The 19,417-nt window shown below is 37.1% G+C and carries 17 protein-coding genes; 13 read left to right on the forward strand and 4 right to left on the reverse strand.

Going from position 1 to position 19,417, the window contains the following annotated elements:
- Nucleotides 1-38: 38 nt before the first annotated feature.
- The gene (locus AC2D3N_RS02310; protein WP_484692647.1) at nucleotides 39-1,613 is read right to left on the reverse strand and encodes a protein kinase domain-containing protein; all 1,575 of its coding nucleotides are present in this window, start codon (nucleotides 1,611-1,613) and stop codon (nucleotides 39-41) included.
- Entirely contained in the window at nucleotides 1,591-3,372 is a 1,782-nt protein-coding gene (locus AC2D3N_RS02315; RefSeq protein WP_079677313.1) for an NB-ARC domain-containing protein, read from the reverse strand. Before AC2D3N_RS02315 ends, AC2D3N_RS02310 begins: the two co-directional genes overlap by 23 nt.
- A 125-nt stretch (nucleotides 3,373-3,497) precedes the next feature.
- Between AC2D3N_RS02315 and AC2D3N_RS02320 the strand changes: the two genes are divergently transcribed.
- The 12 genes from AC2D3N_RS02320 to AC2D3N_RS02375 all read left to right on the forward strand — a co-directional run bounded on the left by AC2D3N_RS02320 (nucleotide 3,498) and on the right by AC2D3N_RS02375 (nucleotide 17,083).
- Nucleotides 3,498-3,791 (forward strand): hypothetical protein, encoded by a 294-nt coding sequence (locus AC2D3N_RS02320; RefSeq protein WP_079677314.1) that lies wholly within the window; start codon nucleotides 3,498-3,500, stop codon nucleotides 3,789-3,791.
- A gap of 143 nt (nucleotides 3,792-3,934) precedes the next feature.
- A complete protein-coding gene (locus AC2D3N_RS02325; protein ID WP_484692648.1) occupies nucleotides 3,935-5,713 on the forward strand; it encodes a hypothetical protein in 1,779 nt (592 codons plus the stop codon).
- Between the two features lie 6 nt (nucleotides 5,714-5,719).
- Complete coding sequence (locus tag AC2D3N_RS02330) at nucleotides 5,720-9,646, forward strand: FtsK/SpoIIIE domain-containing protein (protein ID WP_484692649.1); 3,927 nt, start codon at nucleotides 5,720-5,722, stop codon at nucleotides 9,644-9,646.
- Between the two features lie 42 nt (nucleotides 9,647-9,688).
- Nucleotides 9,689-9,958, forward strand: coding sequence for a WXG100 family type VII secretion target (locus tag AC2D3N_RS02335; protein ID WP_484692650.1), 270 nt, complete (start codon nucleotides 9,689-9,691; stop codon nucleotides 9,956-9,958).
- Between the two features lie 40 nt (nucleotides 9,959-9,998).
- Nucleotides 9,999-10,286 (forward strand): hypothetical protein, encoded by a 288-nt coding sequence (locus AC2D3N_RS02340; protein ID WP_484692651.1) that lies wholly within the window; start codon nucleotides 9,999-10,001, stop codon nucleotides 10,284-10,286.
- A gap of 68 nt (nucleotides 10,287-10,354) precedes the next feature.
- Nucleotides 10,355-10,858: a hypothetical protein gene (locus AC2D3N_RS02345; protein ID WP_484692652.1), complete on the forward strand. Its 504-nt coding sequence runs from the start codon at nucleotides 10,355-10,357 to the stop codon at nucleotides 10,856-10,858.
- A gap of 108 nt (nucleotides 10,859-10,966) precedes the next feature.
- Nucleotides 10,967-11,785: a GIY-YIG nuclease family protein gene (locus AC2D3N_RS02350; RefSeq protein ID WP_484692653.1), complete on the forward strand. Its 819-nt coding sequence runs from the start codon at nucleotides 10,967-10,969 to the stop codon at nucleotides 11,783-11,785.
- 74 nt (nucleotides 11,786-11,859) lie between these two features.
- Nucleotides 11,860-13,263, forward strand: a complete 1,404-nt coding sequence (locus tag AC2D3N_RS02355) for an AAA family ATPase (RefSeq protein ID WP_484692654.1) — start codon at nucleotides 11,860-11,862, stop codon at nucleotides 13,261-13,263.
- A gap of 5 nt (nucleotides 13,264-13,268) precedes the next feature.
- Nucleotides 13,269-14,603 carry a tetratricopeptide repeat protein gene (locus tag AC2D3N_RS02360; RefSeq protein WP_079677322.1) on the forward strand — a complete coding sequence of 445 codons (1,335 nt, stop codon included), beginning with the start codon at nucleotides 13,269-13,271 and terminating at the stop codon, nucleotides 14,601-14,603.
- A 19-nt stretch (nucleotides 14,604-14,622) separates the two neighbouring features.
- Entirely contained in the window at nucleotides 14,623-15,144 is a 522-nt protein-coding gene (locus AC2D3N_RS02365) for an ElyC/SanA/YdcF family protein (RefSeq protein WP_079677323.1), read from the forward strand.
- Nucleotides 15,145-15,276: 132 nt separating this feature from the next.
- Entirely contained in the window at nucleotides 15,277-15,867 is a 591-nt protein-coding gene (locus AC2D3N_RS02370; RefSeq protein ID WP_484692655.1) for a CpcT/CpeT family chromophore lyase, read from the forward strand.
- Between the two features lie 58 nt (nucleotides 15,868-15,925).
- On the forward strand, nucleotides 15,926-17,083 hold the full coding sequence (locus tag AC2D3N_RS02375; RefSeq protein ID WP_484692656.1) for an NAD-dependent epimerase/dehydratase family protein: 1,158 nt from the start codon (nucleotides 15,926-15,928) through the stop codon (nucleotides 17,081-17,083).
- Nucleotides 17,084-17,209: 126 nt separating this feature from the next.
- On the opposite strand, the gene AC2D3N_RS02380 is transcribed toward AC2D3N_RS02375, so the two are convergent.
- Together AC2D3N_RS02380 and ccsB are read right to left on the reverse strand one after the other, a co-directional pair.
- Entirely contained in the window at nucleotides 17,210-17,566 is a 357-nt protein-coding gene (locus AC2D3N_RS02380) for a KGK domain-containing protein (protein WP_079677326.1), read from the reverse strand.
- Between the two features lie 44 nt (nucleotides 17,567-17,610).
- Complete coding sequence (gene ccsB, locus AC2D3N_RS02385) at nucleotides 17,611-18,639, reverse strand: c-type cytochrome biogenesis protein CcsB (RefSeq protein ID WP_484692657.1); 1,029 nt, start codon at nucleotides 18,637-18,639, stop codon at nucleotides 17,611-17,613.
- Between the two features lie 185 nt (nucleotides 18,640-18,824).
- Between ccsB and AC2D3N_RS02390 the strand changes: the two genes are divergently transcribed.
- Nucleotides 18,825-19,322 (forward strand): 2TM domain-containing protein, encoded by a 498-nt coding sequence (locus tag AC2D3N_RS02390; protein WP_484692658.1) that lies wholly within the window; start codon nucleotides 18,825-18,827, stop codon nucleotides 19,320-19,322.
- Nucleotides 19,323-19,417: the final 95 nt, after the last annotated feature.

Genomic DNA, 19,417 nt, shown 5'->3' on the forward strand with positions numbered 1-19,417 from the left:
CTAGATTATAGGCAATCTAGCTTAGTTTTATAAAATCATTATTGTTTAACTTTCTGCTTTGCTAATTCTTGCCATTCTTTGATTTCTGGCTGATCATCTGGAGCAGAATAAGTTAAACATTTTTGCCATTCTTCCTGTGCTGATTCTTGTTCAGCCTCTAATACTTGTGCCATTAAACAGTAAGGTGGTGCTAGATTTAAGTTTAAGTTAATTGCCTGTTTTAGAGATTGTTTCGCAGCCGATAATTGTCCTGATTTTAATTGTGACCAGCCTAAATTTTTGTAGAGATTATGTTTGGTTTTAATCTCAGAATTAGGATTAATTTTTAAACTGGTCTTAATTAAAGTAATAGCTTGATTGTAATTACCTATTAAAATTTCTAAACGAGCTAAATTATTGTAAGATTCGTCTAAATTCCCTATATCAATAGCTTTTTTATATTCATTTTTGGCTGAACCTAATTGTTCTTGATTGTCATAAATTAATCCTAAGTTATGATGAGCCGAAACAGATTTATTATTAAAAAATAAGGCTAAACGATATTGCCATAAAGCACTATTATAATTGGATTGGTTAAATGCTTGTAAACCACTCTCATTAAGTTGTCTAGAAATTTGAGGTGATAATAAAGATAAAATTAGAGAGGTTACAACTAAAAAGGTAGCTATAGGAATTGTATTTAATAAAATTTTATGTTTCTGAATTAACAAGAAATAATGCCAATAATTTTGGTGTTTTATTAGCTCTAAAATTTGATTAATATTTTCGTTTTTTTCTTGTTCTATCGCGTCTAAGTATTGTAAAATAATTGATGTATTCTGAGGACGTTTACCCGGATATTCTTCGATCATATAGTCAATTAAATTAGCTAATGATTGAAACTCTGTTTTCAGGCTATCTTTCCAAGTTGTTTTATTGTTATTTAGACATTGCTCTGGACTATTACCTGTTAATAAATTAACAAAAGTTTGTCCTAAAGTAAAAAAATCTGATTGGGGAAAACAGATCCCATCAAATTGTTCTGGTGCTGCATATAAAGGTGATAAAATTTTTGTACCCGACTCATTACTACCCATCTTAATTAAATAAGTTGCAGTAATTTGTCTGACACTACCAAAGTCAATTAAAACTAAAGTTCCATCAGACTTTAAGATAATATTTTCTGGTTTAATATCTCGGTGTATCAGTTTCTCTTGATGAATTATAGCAATAGTTTTTGTTAATTGCTTTAACCAATTTAGAGCTATTATTATATTAGGGATTTTTTGATTTTTTTCTAACCACTGTTGTAAATTTTCTCCAGTAACTTTTTCCATTACTAAACAATGTAATGGTGTTAAATAACCTTCTGGGGTAATGGTAAAGTAATCATAACCTTTAGGGATACCAGGATGAGCTAATTTTTGTAATACTTTTGCTTCTTGTTTAAACAGAGAAATGATTTTATTTTGATCTTTTTCTGGATAATATTGAAATTTATGCTGCTGGAGTATTTTTAATACTTTATGTTCTTGATCTTGGAGATCATAGACTTCCCAAACTTCTCCAAATCCTCCTGTTCCTAAAAGACAGATCACTTGATATCTATGATTAATTATTTGTCCTATTTCCATGATTAATCACACCTGATAAATAACTAATATTGATTTGGAAATATCCTAAACCAGAACTTGAATCCAGTTTGAATAATAAATCTTGTAATTGAGTATATAAATCTTCAGAACAGTTTAAATTAATAAGTTTGTCTATAATTTTGTTCGATAGTTTAGGATTAATTAAGTTGTTATTAGGATTAGGATAAACTAAAGGATGAGTCCTCAATAATCCTATATTTTGCCAATTTTTGGTTTTGATCACTGCTATAATATTAGCGCAAAACTTTTCTACAAATAAATTACTAACATATTTCTTAATAAATGGAGGTAGGCTATAAGTTATTTCTGTATTATTAGCATCTTGAATTAAGAGCGATCGCCGTTTGAGTGATTTCATCGTATCAAGAATATCTGTACCTGATAAATAGTGATCAAAAACTTGTTTTAACTGTTCTTGGGACAAATTTTCAGTAACAATAGCCAGGAAATAAATAATATCTATTTCCTGTGATGATAGTTTGGTAAATGCCTGGATAATATAGTTACTAATAACATCACTTACTAGGAGTGAACTTTGTTTAAAATATTGTAAAATATTCCCATTAAATTCTTGTTTAATATCCTGTGCTACCAGGTTAAGAACTCCAGGGTGATAACTATAACGTCTGATTAAATTAGTTAAAACTTGAGTATCTTTACCCAATCCTTGATGTTCAAAAATCTGGAGAGCAGAGGCTGGATCTAATCCCTTTAAATCCCACAAATAAACTGGGATTTGTTGAGATAATAACATTTCAAATTGTATCGGTTTTTCTTGACTTATAAATAACCCACAACTTTGATGAGATGTTTTAGCTATTTGGCTTAATAACTCTCCATACTCTTGATATTCCTGGCGGTAATAACCTGCTAAATTTTCTGATTTTAAAAGTTCTTCCCAATTATCTAATATAAGTAAACAACGATGGTTACGAAAATAATCAATAATTGGTTTTATATCTTCAGTAAAATTTGTAGATTGTTCGGTTAAATCATGCCAAAATAAAGAAAAAGGCTTAGGATTAGATAAAGTTTTATAAATAATACACTCAAACTGATCTGTGATTTGCTCTAAAAGATTTACGATGAAAGTTGTTTTACCAATTCCAGCCATTCCCGATAGTAGAATAACTTTTGTTTGTTTATTACTCAGCCATTCCAATAACTGATTTAACTCAGTTTTTCGCCCATAGAATATAGACTGATGGGGAAGTTCATCTAAATTAGATTTTAAGGAAAAATTATCAGATTGTGGAGGTAGCTGCTCAGTCATTTCTTGAATTTCTTGCCAATCCAAATCCAGAATAGCACAATAAATTTTGAATGCAGTCTCATTCACAGGTTTTCTTATAGATTTTGAAGCAAATCTATTCCAAGTTCCCCAAGAAATATTCTTTACAAAAAGTTCACCAGATTCAATAAAATTTTTAATATTATCCAGTAAAGTATATTTTGATGATTTAATTATTTCTCTCTTAATTTCTGCTATTTTTGCTATTTTTTGTGCTTCGGTTTGATTTTTAGCACCTTCACAATAAAAAATCTGTTCAAAATCTTTTAACCACTCACGAGCATTGTTACCCAAATTATGGGCTGCTTGATATTGTTGAATGTACTTAAAACAAGCTGCTACTAAAGGTCTAGTATCCTTCTGACTAACATTCCATTTTTTAGTTTCAATAGCCTCTCTGATTTTTTTCTGTCCTTCTTCAGATGCCATCAAGGTTTGACCTGTCATGGTTAGTTTAGGTTAATTGTCAAGATCAGTTGAGATCAGTAATTAATTGATCTTAGCAGATCGTGACATCCAAAGTAGCTTTTGAGATGATGGCAGTGTAGTTAAGCCAAACGAGGAACTGAGTTATGGCAGCCTGGTCAAGAGCGATATACCATCGTCAAAACGGAAGATATTACAAATACAAAGAATCTGGCTCGAATAAAGGCATTTTGGATGCTGATTCGGCGGACGCACTTGAAAAAGGAAATCCCAAATACCATGATCACTTTTTTAAAAGAAGTGGTACTTGGTATGTGCAAACGAAAGTAGAGAATCGGCATCTTTTTGAAGAAATTAGTCCCAATATTAGCGGAGTTGAGCAAGTATCATCGGGTGAATATTTAGACTATTTATTTGATGAAATAAAAAGACTTGATTAGTTCATAATATCTTGTCATTAGGCAAGAAGAAGCCTGGCTCCAAATTTGTCAAAATATGGGGAATTTTAAGAGATATATGATCTATCAAATTCCTGATTATTAATGAACAAAAATTATCACCTGACATAGTGAGAGGAAGAATCATGGTTGACCAGATCACAAGCAATGAATCTCTGTATGTAGTTCGTGATCTTATTGCCCCCATTGCCAATATCAATTTTTTTATCAAGCTGGGTGATTCGGGCGTTAACTACAGCGACGAAGAATTGGCTGGTATTATTAAGGCAGACAATTATGCTAAAACCAAACAAAAAATTCAGGAATTTGCAGTCCGATGTGAAGAACGTTTAGAAAGTTTCAAGCAGCGTCTCCGAGAAACAGAAGCTGAACTTGAAGTAGCGCAACATCGTGCAGATTCTAACCGCCCTGGTTCTCCACCAGGTGAACTGTTTTTGGATCGCACTGACCATAATGCTGTTGCTCGTCACAACGCTAAAGTAAATGAGTATAACAATAAAGTCGATTTGCATCGGCGTTTAGTCGATCAAATGATGCGATCAAAAGAACGGTATGAAGATGCACTAGAGCGCTTTAAAGAGAAGAAAGCCGAAGTTGAAGAACAAGTGCGCGAAAAGACGGAGGAACTTAAACCGGCTCTTGACAGTGATATGGCTGCTTTTTTGGGCAAGCTCCAGCAGTTGGTGTTTGATTGTTTTCATAATAAGGCATTGATCTTCGAACCCTTTGTTTTGTTGTTTATGGCGAAGAAAGCCTATGTGTTTTTGTACGATCGCATTGAAAACAATAGCGATCGCAATACAGCAAGCAATACATTCCGTCAGTTGAATGGTGAACTTGAAACATTAGTTGAAAAGTATTCCGACGAGCTTAAGCAAGCCTTTACTGAAATTGTGAAGTATCTGTATGAATGTTTTTGCGAGAATGAAGCAATTTTTGACTCCATGCAAAAGCAACTTGAGCAGTTGCCTTATGATATATGCAATTCCAATGATGATTCTGCCCATTCACTGACATCACTTGTAGTTGATACAAACTTCCAATACAAAGACATTATCGATCCTAATGAATTAGCGCGTGTAGAAGCCCGTATCCGAGATCGTCAACAGCAGTTTAAAAATAATATTACTGAGATCGATACATTCACTAATCAGATGACCGAAACCTTCGATACGATTGCTGAAGTGCTGGCTGATAGCAAAACTAAACTTCAACTAATCCGTCAAAACAAAGAAACTCGTATGGGTGAAGCATTTGACTATTCGCGCTTTGTATTAGGTGTGTTTTATGAAGAAGTACAAGATGAATACCTTAAACAACAAAAAACTTTACTAGAAGCGATGCAATTGGAAATTGAAACCGCCTTGGGGATAAACCTCACAAAGTTAATCAAAACCATTTTAGAAACAGAATTACTTTCTGTTTCAGCAGCACAAGCCATTGATAGCAATACCAGCTTTGCCTTTTTGGAATATCGTCAAAAGCTTCAGAAAAAGCGACAAGAGTTTACGGGTGGGATCAGGACACTCGATGACCAGTTGCAAGAAATTTCAAAGTTGCCACAGGAGAAATCAGAAGATTTTGCTAAACAAATGTCAAATTTGTTGGTTATTTCTGTGTTTCCACTAGCAAATTTAGGGACTTTATTTCCTGTGTATCAAGCCCTGACAAAATTTACACCGGCTTTGAGAAGTGGTCATCCAGTTTATGAAGAATTGCGAGAAAAAACGAAGAGCAAACTGCAAGGTTTTGCCATCGCTCATGCTCTCATTGCTATTCTAATTGGTAGCGTGGCTTTTGCTGTTAAAAATGACCAAAAGCCTTTTATTTTAGGAGGTGCAGCAGTCTATACTGTATCTGGCGGTGTCCTGTTTCTGCAAAAGAAGCAACTGACTAAACTCTAAAAAATTATGTTACATTACCAACAACTCAAGCAGTATTACATTGCTCTGGCTTTAGTGGATCGAAGATACCGAGAGTTGCAAAACTCTCGGTTAGAAGCCTCATGGTATGAAAATAAATTGGCAGAAGCATTAGCATTAGCATTACAATATGGACTCAGTAGACCTGCTTATAGCCAACCTGCTATCTCTTTTATACAACTGGATCGACAAGAATTACTGGATGTCTTTCAAAATTTGCAGGATGGACTCAAGGCTTTGCAAACTTTTCAAGGAAACCTTCAGCGTCAACTTAGTGATATTCAACAGAGGAACGATGCTGATTTACAATCATTAAAAAAAGAGATGAACGTATTAGAGGAAAGCTTTAAAGAAAGCTTAATTCAATTCGATTCTGCCAAACATAAGGTATTTATTATCTTATTAATTATTTTTTTAACTATTGTTGTTATGATCATAGTAAAGACTACTTATCTTAACAATCAACTGAAAAATTTTGACATATTACCGATTGCAATCCTGGTCAGTTTAATGGCAATCTTGGCATTAACAATAGCCAGAATAGCAATGGCTGATGTTAAGAAAAAGTTTAAAATCTATCGGGAGATCGATAAAAAGTTGAAAAACTTCCATCGCTATTTTACCGAAGAGGAAGAACGATTACAGAGGCTGAAGTATGATCGAGAAAAACAACTGCGTGATCAGTTAGAAAATCTGCGTCAAGAAGCACGCGATCGCATAGAAATCATCCGAGCATTTATGCTTTCTGCACGCTATGATGCAACTGAAGTTAAGCCCCACAATCTGCGAGATGAATGGCATAAACAACAGCACGTAATTACTGAAATAGTTAACAAATTACATACCCCCTTATGGCCTTGGCAAGATCAACGCTGGGAGACCAATTATCATTCTCCCGATCAGAATAGTCCATGTAGTCTTTTTCGGTTCGGCGACTTATTTATTGAACGGGAACAGGGAGAAGTCACAGTACCAGCTATTCTGACCTTGCGTGCCCATGAGCAAACTGCTAAACGGCACTCATCAGGTCATATTGCCATATTTAGTAATGACGGAGATTCTCGTCAGGCCGCATTACAAGCGATGGAATCACTAGCAGTACGCACACTTGCCTCAATGCCTGCTTGTACCTGCAAAGCTATTTTTATTGACCCTGTTAATGCCGGAAATACATTTCCCTTTCGGAACTTTCCTGATCAAATTGTAGGCAAACAAACTTATACTCGTAGTGAAGATATTCGGGAACAATTACGTACTCTAGCCCAGCACGTTGAACAGGTAATTCAAAATTACCTCAGTCGCAACTACGAAATGATCGAAGATTATAATGCTGATGGTACAGCAATTCCGGAAGCATATCGCTATGTATTTGTTGGCGACTTTCCATCTAGTTTTGATCGTTCAGCGATCGAGGATTTAAAAAGCTTAATCCTTAACGGAGCAAAAGCAGGCGTATATGTACTCTTGCACATCGACGACACCCTGGAAAAACCACGGGATTTCCGCTATGAAATATTTGATGATTGGTGTACTGTTTTGCGTCCTGCTTATGGGTTGACTACAGGCGGTAGCTTCCGACGACCAGGCAGTTTTAAAGTGGGTTACGTTTACTTAGGAAGAATAACGCGAATTCTTCACTCAGGAGCATTTGTAGAATTCTTGCCTGGTAGAGAAGGTATGTTACCCACTGCTCAGATGACAGAACGGCGCATTCGTTACCCTGAAGAAGCAGTAAAATTAGGTCAAATATTAGCAGTTAAAGTGAATAGTATTGACTCTCAAGATCGGGCAAGTCTAACCTGTTTAGGTATTCAAAGTAATGAAGCACTATCAGCAGAATGTTTAGCACTACAAACTGAGGATTTTCAGCATGAGGGTATACCACTTTTTACCTTACAACTTCCTGACGGTGAAGCATTTCGTATCCGTTTGGACACAGCACCCAATAGTGATGATTTCAATCGAATTGCTGCTATGGTCAGCGAAGCAGTTAAAAATGTACCTAATGATTTTGTACCATTCGATCTCCTTTATCCAGAGCATCTTTGGACAAGTAACAGCAGTAATAACCTGCACGTACCAATAGGGATGGCAGGGGCAAGGGATAAGTTAGAATTTTTAGTAGGAATGTACGATGATGGTTCCTACGAACCAGCCCATGCACTTTTGGCTGGGATTCCAGGGTCGGGTAAAAGCTATACATTACACGCTATTATTTTTAGTTTAGCACTGCATTATTCACCAGAAGAATTAGAACTTTATTTGCTCGATTATAAAGAGGGGGTAGAATTTCAGATTTACGTTACGCCTGATCGCATTGGTAATCCTAATGCCCTTAACGATCCAGACCCCACACGAATACTTCCCCAGGCGCAAGTAATTTCTATTGAAAGCGATGTAGAATTTGGACTAAGTGTTTTGAATCGAGCAGTTTCGGAAATTGAAACTAGAGCTAAAGCATTCAAATCCGTCGGTGCAGCAGGATTAAATTCCTATCGAAAAGCTACAGGTAAAGTCTTGCCTCGGATTTTGATTGTAATAGATGAATATCAACAGATGTATTTACAAGCAGATAGTCGTTTGTGCGATCGCCTCAATGATACTCTGGAGACAATTATCAAACAGGGACGTTCTTTTGGCATTCATTTATTACTGAGTTCTCAGTCGCCGCGTGTGACAAACTTTCGCGAGCGGATCTACGAACAAATAGCAGTGCGAATGGCTATGCAGATGAGCCGATCCACCGCATCAATGGTAATGGCAGAAGGGAATGTTGATGTGGTAGAACTTTTAGACCGGGCGGGTAAACTTGCTTATAACGATCGCCTCGGCGAAAAAAATTGTAACCGCATCGGACAAGTCGCTTTTATTAATTCCAACGCTCGCCTTGCCGCAATGGAAGCTATTTTAAAAACAAGTAAGGAGCGGAATTTTCAACGTTCTATTCCTACTGTTGTGTTCAACGGGATTCAACCTGCCCAACTCAAACGTAATATTGAACTCAAAGCACTAATCCAGTGCGATCAATGGCTATCTTCTCAAGAGTTAAATCAACAGCATCTACAGGAAAAAGATTGGATAACGATTGAAAGTCCTTGTATGACCTGGCTTGGTGAATCAATGAGAATCGGCAGACAAATTAGAGCTATTTTCCGTCGTCGTCCTCGCAACAACTTGCTCCTAATTGGCAACGCTGAGAGTGAAATATTTGGTATGTTAGGAGCAATGCTTGTTGGTTTGATTTATACCTGTCCGCCCGAACTTATTGCTTTTAAAATCATCGATCTTTCCCTATCCGATGGAGATGTCGCTGAATTAATGCCTAGCTTTCGCAATTGCTTTAGTACACAATTTGATGTATCATTAGGTAAGCGTTTTGCTGATGCAGATCGGCAAATTGTCCGGGCTGAAACAATTTGGCAACAAGTGGTAGAAGAGTTTGATCGTCGCCAAGCTATTCGTCAAGCTAATACCGATGCAATCGATTTTGGCAAGTCTCTTTTCTTTATCTTTGCGGTGGGTAGTCTCAGCCAAATGGATCGCTTTCGCCCTGTTACAGGACGTATAGGTGAAGAGATGTCAACCGATGCCAAAAAGCTTTTAGAAGTTGCTAGTAAAGGTTCGGAATTAGGCATTTATATAGTATTATGGCTCACCGATTTTAAGGTCGTTCAGCAATTGTTTGGCGGTAGTCGGGCTGCATTGACTCACTTTGATTTGCGGGTGGCTCTTAAAATGAGCGATCGCGATTCCCAAGACTTTCTCGGTGAGAACGTTGCTAAAAACTTACGCGATTCCCAAGCCTATTTTACCGACGCATCTACTCCCGATTCCCCGGAAAAGTTTCGTCCCTATGCTTTGCTATCTGCATCGATGATTGATACTTATGCTCAAGTATTAAAGCAGCGTCAATGAGTTTGTTTACTCTTTCTATTTCACCAATTTTGGAGGTTGATTATGTCCGTAGATATTCATGTCGATCCTGAAGTTTTAGCGGAATTTGCTCGCGCCCTTGCCAATTTTCAAGATACTCTTGAACAAGAATTGCAATCCCTTAATAGCGAGTGGTCACGCTGTAGCGAAACTTTTATTGGTAGACAAAGAGACGAATTTGCCCAAAATTTCGACTCAACTCGCCAATCGATCGCTCAAGCTGTCGAGGTAGGAAGAAATGCCGCCGAGCAGTTGAATCGCTATCAGGAAGCAGTGCGTAAAGCATTGGGTTAAGGCTTTTTCACTTTTTGAACAATTTCTTGGAGGAATACTTATGAGTAGTAGTGGAATTACTGGTATTAGTGTTGAAGATACTCAAGCACTGCTTCAACAATTACAACGCTTTCAGGAAACGATTGGAGGCGACTGGAGAAGTGTGATTAATCAATGGCAGAATTTACAAAACTGCTGGCAAGATCGTCAATACGATCGATTTGAGCCATTCTTTGAGGAACTTTGCCACACCTACGAACAATGCGAACAACAATGCGAAGAATATACTCAGTTTTTAGAGGAGCGCATTCGTGCTTCTGAAGATGCTGCGGCAACACTCAATATGTAAAAAATGGTGCTGTACTTTTTTAGTTTTAATGTTTGAGAAAAATCAATCCAAAATTGTTTGTAGAAATTATGGAATCATCAATAGACAAAAAAATTCATCAAAATAAGGAGCAGCAAGACGTAGAAGGATATGGTGAAAAGCGCCAGCCAAGTCAGTCTAGTCAAAACGCAACCAACCAAAATGCAAAGAAAGCAGATGCCGTTCAAGCTTATCTTAATGCTCATCCTGAGTTAACTTCTGAACAACGAAAGCCATACGAAGCAAAAATTAAAGAATTTAGAGGATCGTCAAGTAGTGGAGTTACTGGTATTAGTTTTGAGGATACCCAGAGGTTACTTCAACAATTACAACGCTTTCAGGAAACGATTGGAGGCGACTGGAAAAGTGTGATGAATCAATGGCAGAATCTACAAAACTGCTGGCAAGATCGTCAATATGATCGGTTTGAACCGTTCTTTGAGCAACTTTGCCGCACCTACGAACAATGCGAACAACAATGCCAAGAATATACCCAGTTTTTAGAGGAACGCATTCGGGGTTCTGAAGATGCTGCGGCAACACTTAATATGTAAAAAATTGGCTCTTGCACTAATCACATTTAGCTTTGTTTTGGAGTGAAATGTATACCCACTGTATACATAATTTGGGTATGGTTATCATAAAAAAAGTGATATTTTCAGATGAAATTCAACTCGTTATGGTCTAATCCCTTTCAATTTACACCTCATCATGATGACTGGTCAATTCTGGATCAATTAGGTGGTAAATATCACGGTGGTGTCTATTTAATTCGTGATAGTCAAGATCGGAAAAATTTATATGTTGGCAAAGCAGAAAACACCTCTAAAGACATTCGCGATCGTCTCAAAGATCATCTGTCTGGCAAGAGTAATAAGAATATTGCTAAACGAGTCATAAACCAGGAAACATTCACAATCAGGTGGATTGATTCTCAGAATCCGGCATTAACAGAGTCTACCCTACTGATTGCACTGAATACACTAGATGAACTAAGCACAGCAGATAATAAGCGCATTGAATGGCAAGATAAATACTCCAGCGATCAAATATGTGATGAAGCAACGCGACTAGGAATTTATTCTGAAGAAGCTTTCGTTACTAATTTTCTTAGTTGGCTTTCTAACTCCCCAAACAAAATAGAGAATCAGCAGAGCAATAAACAACCTAGACAAATGCTATCTGTTAATAGCCATAGAAATAGTAGAATAGCTGGTATCAGTATTGAAGACACTGAAGCACTACTCCGACAATTACAACGCTTTCAGGAAATGATCGGATGTGATTGGAGAAGTGTGATCAGTCAATGGCAGAATCTACAAAACTGCTGGCAAGATCGTCAATATGATCGGTTTGAACCGTTCTTTGAGGAACTTTGCCGCACCTACGAACAATGCGAACAACAATGCGAAGAATATACCCAGTTTTTAGAGGAACGCATTCGGGGTTCTGAAGATGCTGCGGCAACACTCAATATGTAAAAAAGGGCAATGTTTACAGCCGATTTACCTACCACAAATAAAGCTATAATACTTCATGTATTTGTGGAGATAAAATGGCAGTTACACTCAAACTCTCACAATCAGGCAAAAAAATCATTGAACAGGCTCGAAAAAAGAAAGGCTTTGACGCAGATTCTACGAGTTGGTGTCAGGAATCTTACACTAGGCCTGCAACTTTAAAGCGTTTCCGAGCAGGAATAGCAATCAGCCAAGATGTTTTCATTAAACTCTGTGAAGCCGTTGGTGTAAATTGGGAAGATGTTGTAGATCATTCTAGTCCGACATCTTCTCAACCTGAACAACTTCCAGAATTTTCTCAATATGATCAATCTTGGGTTGGTCGAGAACAACTCCTCACCGAATTAAAACATAAAATAGAAGGTTCTTGTCGAGTTTTAATTATCACAGGAATTACAGGAATTGGCAAAACCGCCCTAGCTGAAAAATTAGTCTTTGATTTACGGGAAGATTGGTTAAAAGATAACTGGACAAAATTTCATTCAGAGAATTTTGATAATCAAAACCAAGCATCAGATTTTGCTAGTGTTGCGGTTCATTGGTTAGAAAAATGGGGACAGATTGTTACCTTAGAAGACCGTAAAAATCCAGAACAACTCCTTCATCGTTTAGTCAATTTTTTGAGCAATCATCGTTATCTGATTGTGATGGATTCCCTAGAATTGATTATGAAGGGAAATGAAGACGAGGGTTGGAGTGATTTTGAAGATGAAGGGTGGGTTAAATTCTTTCACGCCTTATTAGCGAGTTCTATTTGTCAAAGTCGTTTGATTCTCACAACTCAAGAATTACCCGGACAAATGCCTTCTCGCTATAAAAATTTCTGGGATTCTACACGTTTAAGTGGACTTGAACCATCAGAACAATTAGCATTGTTTGAAAAGACAGGATTAGATATTGAACCTGCTTCTGGTCATCAACCTTATTTAGAGCGTATTGGTAAAGCCTATGAAGGTCATCCTTTAGCTTTAAGGGTTATTTCGGGTGAAATTGGTGACAAACCCTTTTTTGGTAATGTGGTTGCTTACTGGAATACATACGGAAAGGAAATTGAAGAAGTAGAAAAAGCGATCGCCGAAGCTAAAGAACAAGGTATAATTCAAGGTGCGAATGACCAATGGAAATTAGATCGATATACTGGGAATCTCAGAAAAAGAGTCCGTTCTCGACTAGAAATCACCTTTAGTCGTTTAGAAAAAGATGCGTTTAATGCTTATCTTTTACTCTGTTCTGCATCCATCTATCGCTGTGCTGTTACTCCTGATTATTGGTTAAGTTTATTAGAAGATGACTGTGGAGAAGAAGAACAGGAAATTGCTTTAGAAACATTGCGCGATCGCTTTCTTTTTGAAGATAGTTTAGAAAATCAGCAATATGTAATTAGACAGCATAATTTAATCCGCAGTATCGCCCTAGAATATCTGAAAAACATGGATTAACCCTGATGATTCAACTCCCCAATCAAGCTCTATATCAAAACTCTATTGATTTGATTTTAGCACAATTAAATCTTGATTCTGCCTTTTTTAAGACCCTACCCCGTTTTCAACAGATGAATTATAAAGCTACGGTTAAGTTTTTGATGGGCTATAAAACTCATTCAGATGAACAATCTTCACAAAAAGTCAAAAATAGCTTAGAAGCCTTATACCACCTGTGTACAATTCCCGAATGGGTACTAACCGATTCTACTATAATCACTATTTTTGAACTTCCTATTGCTATTAATCCTTCTACGACTAATCTATTACTCCCTTTATCTGAATATCTATTTTTCAAAGGTTCTTATCAAAATTTACTGGGGGTCACTCAAGAGATTATAGATTCATTAAAAACCAGTAGCAAAATTTTGAATGATATTTTACTTTTAAAAGCTATAACGTTAAGTAGTTTAAATCAAAATCCGACACAGGTTTTTCAAATTCTTCAAGAAATTTCTGCTACATCCCATCCTCAATCCTTACAACATATAAAAGCAAATTGTCATTTAGCAATGTATCAAGTTTCCTTGGGAAATTATCAAGATGGAATCAGGAACTTGAAAAAATGGTTAGTGATTGTTGATGAAAATTTGAAGCATCAAAATCTAGCTCAATCAGATTTTCAGCTTGATGATATTAAAACGGGAATGCTTGAGATTTTGGCTCATTATGAAATGAATGCGAGTCATTTTGATCAAGCTTTAGAAATTTATGATCAAGTTATTAACTTAAGGAAAAAACTGGGATTAATTCATCGAATAATTACTCCACAAGTGCATCAAGGCATTATTTTACGGAGAAAAAGACAGTATGACCAAGGGATTAAAGTTTTGCAAAATGCTCAAGAAAAAGCCAAACAAATTAATTATATTCAAGCCGAGGTTTTTATTGCTCATCATCTCGCTTATATCTATCTTAACCAAGGAAATTTGACGGAAGCAAAAAAATTAGCAATAGTAGCTTTTGAAGGCTATAAAAAGACCGAGAATTACCAAGGAATTTCTGATTGTTATGAACAATTAGGTTTGATTAATCTGGCGGAAAATAAGTGTGAACAAGCTATCCAAAATTTTAAAATAGCCCTAGAAATGAGACAAGCTAGTTTGAATAGACATGGAACAGCTAGTTGTTTATTGGATTTAGCTTTAGCTTATTGGCATAAAAAACAAATTATGAAATCTATTTTTTTCTTAATTAAAGGTTTACAATCCTATGCTCAACTGGGAATTTTAAATAGAGTTCGATTCATGCGAATGCTAAAAATAGCTTATAGTTGGACTCTGGGTAAACAAAACTAAAAAATATAAGAAAATAAATATGAAAGTAGGAATTGTTTGTGGCTATGGTAATATTGTAGACGATAACCTGACTGATTATCTTGATTTTGTAATTAGCCATATCAAGGAGGAAAAAATTGATCAATTAATCCTGAGTGGTGGATGTAGTTTTACAAAATCCCCTATTTCTGAAGCTCAATTAATGAAGCAAATAATCACCAATAAAATATCAGATATAGATTTATTTTTAGAAGAAAAATCTTTAACCACTTTACACAATTTATTATATACAAAATTGATTTTAGATAATTTCGCGTATCATCAAATTCAAGTTGTTTATATATATTGTGATCAAGTTCGTTATTTAAAAATGATTTGTTTGGCTAAAATTATTTTTAGAGATTACCCTGTAAAAGTTATTAAATTACCAAGAAAAGAAAACATCCTGATTTATTTAGCACAAATTCCCTCTGTATTGATTCAATGTTTAGGAGCAATCTTTCCTAATATTGAAAAACAAATTCTGGTCAACAAGAAAAAATGGATTCAAAAATACAGATAGGAGTAATAACTCCCAAGTACAGCTTGTGTTAGTGTTGTCAGTATAGAATCTGGGTAAAAGAACACACCAATGAACTGCGGAATGTCATCTATATTATGATAACTTTGATTCTGATCTCAATCGAATTTAGTTATGACTCATTCCACTGATATTGTTAAACTAGCGCAATTAATGGCGGCGGACTTCAGCAACCAAGCCCAAGCATTTGAAAATCCACCGTTTTTTGCCCATATTCGCGTCTGTATGCGTCCCCTACCTGTAACATTATTAGATGGGGTGAGCTTGTATTTAGAACAAGCCTATGATATTAACTTAAAACAACCCTATCGAGTGCGGGTATTAAAATTAGTTCCGGTAGAAAATCATATTGAAATTGAGAATTATGTGATTGAAAATGAACAAGAATTTTATGGTGCATCCCGGGAACCTGAACGACTTCAAGGGTTAACAAAAGAACGATTAAAAAAAATGGCACAATGTTCTTTTATTACCCATTGGACAGGACATAGTTTTAAAGGAGAAGTCGAACCAGGGAAAGGATGTATGGTGGAACGCAAAGGGAAAGTCACCTATCTAGCAAGTGAATTTGAAATCGACGAACACCACTTTATTAGTCACGACCGAGGACACGACCCCGAAACCGATGAACAACTGTGGGGGGCCTTAGCCGGGCCATTTCAATTCGTGCGCTGGACAAGTTTTGCTGACGAGGTAAAAATTTGACCCCCTTTCCTGATAAATTTACCGAGTATTGGCACATCAAGATTCAAAAAGTGTATTTATGAAAGTCCTGGTTATTGGTGGTGATGGCTACTGCGGTTGGGCGACAGCATTGTATTTGTCTAACCGTGGCTATGAAGTCGGTATTCTGGATAGTTTAGTTCGACGTTATTGGGATCAACAACTGTGTATTGATACACTAACTCCGATTGCTCCAATTCAGCAACGAATTCAGCGTTGGAAAGATTTAACTGGAAAATCCATTGACCTATTTATTGGGGATATTAACAACTACGATTTCCTGATTAAAAGTTTACTGAAGTTTGAACCGGAAGCGATTATTCACTTCGGAGAACAGCGTTCTGCACCTTTCTCAATGATTGATAGAGAACACGCTGTCCTGACCCAAACTAACAACGTGATTGGCAACCTAAATTTATTGTATGCCATGCAGGAACATTTCCCTAATTGTCATCTGGTGAAGTTAGGAACGATGGGAGAATATGGAACTCCCAATATTGATATTGAGGAAGGTTATATTACCATTGAACATAACGGCCGTAAGGATACTTTACCCTATCCCAAACAACCTGGCAGTTTCTATCATTTATCCAAAGTTCATGACAGCCATAATATCCATTTTGCCTGTAAAATTTGGGGTCTGCGAGCAACGGATTTAAACCAAGGAGTGGTTTATGGGGTGTTGACGGAAGAAACCGGGATGGATGAGTTGTTAATTAATCGTCTCGACTATGATGGGGTATTTGGAACGGCGTTAAACCGTTTTTGTATTCAAGCGGCTATTGGTCATCCCTTGACCGTATATGGAACTGGGGGACAAACCAGAGCCTTCTTGGATATTCGGGATACGGTACGATGTATCGAATTAGCATTAGAAAATCCAGCGGATTCTGGACAATTCCGGGTGTTTAATCAGTTTACCGAATTGCATAGCGTCGGTGACTTAGCAATGATGGTAAAAAAAGCAGGAATTGCGTTAGGGTTAGATGTGGAAATCGAAAATATTCCTAATCCTCGTGTTGAACTAGAAGAACATTATTTCAACGCTAAGAATACTAATTTATTGGATTTAGGATTACAACCCCATTTTCTATCGGATTCTCTGTTAGATTCTTTGTTGAATTTTGCTGTTAAGTATCAGCATCGAGTTGATAATAGCCAAATTATGCCCAAAGTTTTATGGCGTAATCCTGGTTAATTTATAACCATGTTTACTGTAGAGAGAGGTTAGGTTCTCTACAGTAAGCCTTATTTGTAGTGAGGCGTTCACGCCTCTAAGCCCTGAAGGGCTTACTACTATTTGCGTTAAATTTACGACGAATCACTAACTCCACATTCCTACACTTTTAGTGGGTTGGTTAACAAAAGGTGGTAGATCCGAATTGGAATCAGAAGGAATTGTCGGGGAAGCATATTCAGAAGTTGGGACACCTCCTTTAGCTTCAACATCCGGTTCATCGGAAGAAAATTCTAAACAAATCCGAAATTTTCCGGTTTTCCAAGATTGACCCGGACGCAAGAGTTGACACTCAATTCCTTCCTTAAATAAATTTTCTTCCTCTAACTTAGATTCCATAATTGACAGGAATTCACTGGCTTTAAAAGTACATTGAAACATCAATGCACTTTCACTGGTATTAATCACATCATCATCATCGAGAATAGAGGTAAAATCGCTCATGTTTATGTCCTGAAAATTGTATTTTGTACTAGGGATTAACTGATTTAGAAAAACCAACCGTAGGAATGTAAACCTTTTCCTAATAGATTAACTCCTAAATAGCACACCCAGACCACCACAAAGCCCGTGGCGGCTAAAATAGCAGGTTTTCGACCTTGCCAACCGCGAGTAATTCTGGCGTGTAAATAGGCTGCAAACACTAACCAAGTAATTAACGCCCAAGTTTCTTTGGGATCCCAACTCCAGTAGGAACCCCAAGCCTCATTCGCCCAGACTCCCCCGGAAATAATCCCAATGGTTAACAGGGGAAATCCTAATCCAATAATCCGATAACTGATATTGTCAATGGTTTCCACTAAAGTTAATCGCTGTGGGGAAAGCAGGGGAGTCGATTCCAGGTTATCGGTTTTGACGAACTCTAACACAGCTGTTGTGCTATTACCATTGGTCGTGAACCCTTTGGGCTGGGACTCCGCCAGGATTTCTGGAGCATAATTGATCCCATTGCTAACGGGTTTATGATGATTTCGGGAAATCCGGGTTCCTAAAGAACTTCCACTTAACTCGATTTCCTGTCCCCGGGTGAGAATTAAAAAGGCGATCGCTAACAGAGATCCCACCATTAATGTTGCATAACTCAACATCATGACGCTAACGTGCATCATTAACCAATTAGACTTCAAGGCTGGGACGAGGGGTTCAGCGACCCGCATTTGGGGCGGTAACTTCAGGGTAGCAAAGGCCGCAATTCCCATCGCCACTGGAGAGGTGACCACCCCAACTAAGCGACTCCGACTCATTTGTTCGGCAATTAGATGAATGGTTGTTAAACCCCAAGTCAGGAAAAACAGGGATTCATAAAGATTACTAATCGGGAAGTAACCCGCCTCAATCCATCTTGCCCCTAATAACGTGGCAATGGAGAGATTGGCGATCGCCATGGACGCAGTTCCCAACACCGACAAATAGGGAATATTAGGAAACGCCGCCCCCACCCAATACAACAATAGGGTGATCAACAAAATGGCAAAAGAAATATTATCTAATCCATTCTGGAGTACAACCAGATTCATGAACGATTCTCCTCGTAACGGTATTGATAACCGACTTTTTTTAACTTTATCTTAAATCTCGCCCCTAGAACTCGCCCTATACCCTGATAGGATAGGTTAGGCTAGATTAAGATTTCATATTATTAGGATTGCAGATCAACTGTAAACCTTGTCCTATTCGTATTTTAGCTTGATCAGAAAAACTTATGACCAACTCAGACAGTCAAATCACCCCGACCTATTTACAGGAAGATATACAAGAAATTCTCTATATTGCTATTTCTCGCAAACAAGATAACGAGGAAATGACTCGTCAAGAATTGTTAGACATTGCCAAAGATTTAGGAATTTCTCCCCTGGATTTAGAATTAGCTGAACAGCAATGGAAGTTACAAAAACAAGAAGCCGATGAAAAGTTGGTTTTTAATGCCTATCGCCAGAATCGACTGAAACAAAATCTGATTCAATTTGGGATTGTTAACTCTTTCTTGATTTTAATTAACCTCGTTATTTGGCATGGAATCGGATTTGCAGCCTTTGTCTTTTTAACTTGGGGATTATTTTTAACCCTCAGAGCTTGGAAAACCTATCAATTGGAAGGAGAGGATTATGAAGTAGCATTCAAAGCCTGGAAATTGAAAAAAAATGTTGGCAAATCAATTAATGCTTTTACCGATAAGGTCTTAAAAGGATTGCAGTCTTAAACCTTGCTCGGGTTTGTAGGGGTTTGGTCTTGTCACCCAACCCCGAACCAGGTGAATTAAGTATTTCTTACAATTTGAACAGATAGTATAACTTT

This window comes from Planktothrix sp. PLAVEN19ND (genome assembly GCF_057220675.1).

Coding starts and splice junctions, on each gene's coding strand:
- AC2D3N_RS02335 (WP_484692650.1), top strand. CDS start 9,689: ATGTCCGTAGATATTCATGTCGATCCTGAAGTTTTAGCGGAATTTGCT.
- AC2D3N_RS02325 (WP_484692648.1), top strand. CDS start 3,935: ATGGTTGACCAGATCACAAGCAATGAATCTCTGTATGTAGTTCGTGAT.
- AC2D3N_RS02365 (WP_079677323.1), top strand. CDS start 14,623: ATGAAAGTAGGAATTGTTTGTGGCTATGGTAATATTGTAGACGATAAC.
- AC2D3N_RS02375 (WP_484692656.1), top strand. CDS start 15,926: ATGAAAGTCCTGGTTATTGGTGGTGATGGCTACTGCGGTTGGGCGACA.
- AC2D3N_RS02380 (WP_079677326.1), bottom strand. CDS start 17,566: ATGAGCGATTTTACCTCTATTCTCGATGATGATGATGTGATTAATACC.
- ccsB (WP_484692657.1), bottom strand. CDS start 18,639: ATGAATCTGGTTGTACTCCAGAATGGATTAGATAATATTTCTTTTGCC.
- AC2D3N_RS02340 (WP_484692651.1), top strand. CDS start 9,999: ATGAGTAGTAGTGGAATTACTGGTATTAGTGTTGAAGATACTCAAGCA.
- AC2D3N_RS02370 (WP_484692655.1), top strand. CDS start 15,277: ATGACTCATTCCACTGATATTGTTAAACTAGCGCAATTAATGGCGGCG.
- AC2D3N_RS02345 (WP_484692652.1), top strand. CDS start 10,355: ATGGAATCATCAATAGACAAAAAAATTCATCAAAATAAGGAGCAGCAA.
- AC2D3N_RS02355 (WP_484692654.1), top strand. CDS start 11,860: ATGGCAGTTACACTCAAACTCTCACAATCAGGCAAAAAAATCATTGAA.
- AC2D3N_RS02315 (WP_079677313.1), bottom strand. CDS start 3,372: ATGACAGGTCAAACCTTGATGGCATCTGAAGAAGGACAGAAAAAAATC.
- AC2D3N_RS02310 (WP_484692647.1), bottom strand. CDS start 1,613: ATGGAAATAGGACAAATAATTAATCATAGATATCAAGTGATCTGTCTT.
- AC2D3N_RS02360 (WP_079677322.1), top strand. CDS start 13,269: ATGATTCAACTCCCCAATCAAGCTCTATATCAAAACTCTATTGATTTG.
- AC2D3N_RS02390 (WP_484692658.1), top strand. CDS start 18,825: ATGACCAACTCAGACAGTCAAATCACCCCGACCTATTTACAGGAAGAT.
- AC2D3N_RS02330 (WP_484692649.1), top strand. CDS start 5,720: ATGTTACATTACCAACAACTCAAGCAGTATTACATTGCTCTGGCTTTA.
- AC2D3N_RS02350 (WP_484692653.1), top strand. CDS start 10,967: ATGAAATTCAACTCGTTATGGTCTAATCCCTTTCAATTTACACCTCAT.
- AC2D3N_RS02320 (WP_079677314.1), top strand. CDS start 3,498: ATGGCAGCCTGGTCAAGAGCGATATACCATCGTCAAAACGGAAGATAT.